The organism is Sulfurovum sp. (genome assembly GCF_041562805.1).
Taxonomy (GTDB): Bacteria; Campylobacterota; Campylobacteria; order Campylobacterales; family Sulfurovaceae; genus Sulfurovum.
Window position 1 is genome coordinate 1 of record NZ_JBFFOH010000250.1, and the last position, 2,439, is coordinate 2,439.

Below are 2,439 nucleotides of genomic sequence, written 5' to 3' on the forward strand. Positions count from 1 at the left end.
GATCTGCATCGGCAACGGTGCCAAAGAGAAGCACCGCGAGAACATCACCTCTTTCTTCTCCCCGGAGGGCGGGTTCTGTTCTATCCGGGTCAAGGAGGGTGCGGTGCTGGTCGGCTGGTTTCGGGGGCGTTTCATTGAGGACCGTTTCGGGCTGCTTTACGGCAAAGGCAAGACTATTCGTACGCAGAAGGTGGTTTCTTTGGACAAAGCAACGCGAGAGGCGATTCGCCACTATGTACAGGAGACCCTGATCTATCTGCTCGAGCATCAGGCGATGATGGAGCTTAAAAGCTCGCTCAAAAAGTAAGATCATAAAGCGGGTCAGGCGTTGAAAATCTACCCTAATTAATATCCGTAATCATGTTGTCATATTGCTATCTTCTTTACTTCTTTATCATCAGGTTTTTTTGACAAAGATAGTACACCATCCATTTGGATTGATATCTCCTTCTACTGTTTTACATTTATTCGTTTCAGGGATGAAATGCATACAATTCATACACTTTTTCCCTTCGTTTGGTGTATCTTGGTATTTGACGATATCCTTAGTTGTTTTCGCATAGAGTGGCATAGTGTAAAAACTTGCCAATCCAAGGGCAGACAAGTATTTAAAAAACTTCTTCTCGACTTTGATGTTTTCATGTTAATTCCTTTGAGTGTTTACATGGAATGTGTGTGTCAGATTAAAGCATTTCTGTACTCTTTACACGATGCCTATTATTATCTTAAATTGATGTTAAGTAAAATGGGTGCAATGTATTTGCCAAAATGTAAAGTCATGGGATAAGGTTACAAATATTACAAATAAAGAAATTCATATTGGTAACCTGACTCCTTTTTCCTTTTATAAAGTGCTCTGCTACTGTTTATTTAGAAGTAGCAACCTGTAATGTGTCAAACTCCCTAAACGTGATCTCTTGTTCAGATCCGACCTGCCCTTTCCAGACTTTATGCTCATTCACACCTTTACATTTTAATGAGGCTAAAAATTTACCTTTTCCGACAAGGTTATGATCTTTTATAAAATAGTTATAAGGGGTGTACTCTTTTTTTGGACTTTTAGAGTTCTCTTGTGCTAAAAACGAGTCGATGGTCTTCTCTTCTGAACTGTTGTAAAGACAAACATCCCCCTCAAGGTATTTCGCTCCCGTTGTATAGCTGTCTTTTCCTCTGAAATATATCATCTCGTTATTTTTTGATTTTTTACTCACTAGCTTGACATTGTCCAGTTTAAATCCTGCGTCATATTTGTTGTATATACCACCGCCTTTTACATAACCTGTAAAATTACTTATTTTTGGCAGTGTCGCTGTAAGCGCATCAGTTTGTATGAGGTTTTCATCATTACCTATCTCCATAACCGATGAGTCATGGTTATTTTCGCTGGCAATCCTGTTTTGCACGACAAGAACATTTTTTATCTCGCCTTGATAGCCCAAATCAACATCGACAGAGTCATCCATAGCGTTATAGACGAAGAGCCCATCGATCGTGACACTGCCTCCCCAGATCTCAATGCCGTCGTCTTGTCCACCTATAATAGCGATGTTTCTGATCGTAGTCCCACTCCCCACACCTGCGAGTGAAAGACCATTTAGCTCTCTGTCTTTTCTCACTTCATATCCGGTATGTTTGATAACAACATATTCCAAGGCTCCGGATGACTCATTATCATGTAGATGGTCCGAACTTCCAAAAGAGATACTCTCATCTGCTTCATACTTATTGTTCTCATAATGAGTAAAGGCATTGCCTGCAATGACCACGCCGCCCCACTCTCCAACTCCATTCGTCGATGAAAATCCCAACAAATCCATTTGAGAAGTAAATACGATAGGTTCTTTTTCTGTTCCTTTAGCATCGATCTTTGCATCTTGAGCGATCACAAGAAAAGAGAAAAGGCTGCAACCGGCAAGTGTAGTACCCGGTTTAATGGTCAGCGTTGCCCCATTTTGTACAATAACTTTTTTATCGATGCCATAGATCTTAGAAGGATCCAATGTCATATTGGAGTCAATAACGTTCGGCAACCTTTCATCCACAATAAAGCTCTTACAATTTCCCATATCTGCACTGGCATTTGTGCCAAGCAGCGATGCAAATAGAACACGAAGTATCAGTTTTTTAATCATTTTGATTTTTCCCATGCTATCTTAATTAATGAACGCAACATTACTATAAGAATATTACAGGGAGGTATCACGATTACACCTTCCTCTGCATGTTCTTATCTTCTTTTGAGTATTATATTTCAATTCATGTGTTACGGAAGAGTAGAGATAAAAATTAATATTGGTAACCTGAACATTCCTCCTGATTATTTGCTTAAAAACGGGTAGTTTTATTTGATCACATAAGCTCTATCTTGCAGTATCATATTCCAGATCACACGTACCAAATGTCTCCCCATGGAGCGTATTGCTTGTTGGTATCTTTTAC

The 2,439-nt window shown here is 39.6% G+C and carries 3 protein-coding genes; 1 reads left to right on the plus strand and 2 read right to left on the minus strand.

From position 1 onward, the window contains the following. Window positions 1–307 (plus strand): hypothetical protein (locus tag ABYK33_RS15375; protein WP_373034200.1); only part of this gene is annotated, 307 nt, incomplete at its 5' end. A gap of 90 nt (window positions 308–397) precedes the next feature. On the opposite strand, the gene ABYK33_RS15380 is transcribed toward ABYK33_RS15375, so the two are convergent. Both ABYK33_RS15380 and ABYK33_RS15385 read right to left on the minus strand, forming a co-directional pair. Further along, complete coding sequence (locus ABYK33_RS15380) at window positions 398–604, minus strand: high-potential iron-sulfur protein (protein ID WP_373034201.1); 207 nt, start codon at window positions 602–604, stop codon at window positions 398–400. Between the two features lie 262 nt (window positions 605–866). Beyond that, the gene (locus ABYK33_RS15385) at window positions 867–2,132 is read right to left on the minus strand and encodes a hypothetical protein (protein WP_373034202.1); all 1,266 of its coding nucleotides are present in this window, start codon (window positions 2,130–2,132) and stop codon (window positions 867–869) included. Window positions 2,133–2,439: the final 307 nt, after the last annotated feature.

What these genes read in the sequence shown, in the direction of transcription:
- ABYK33_RS15385 (WP_373034202.1), bottom strand. Translation starts at nt 2,132, where the DNA reads ATGATTAAAAAACTGATACTTCGTGTTCTATTTGCATCGCTGCTTGGC.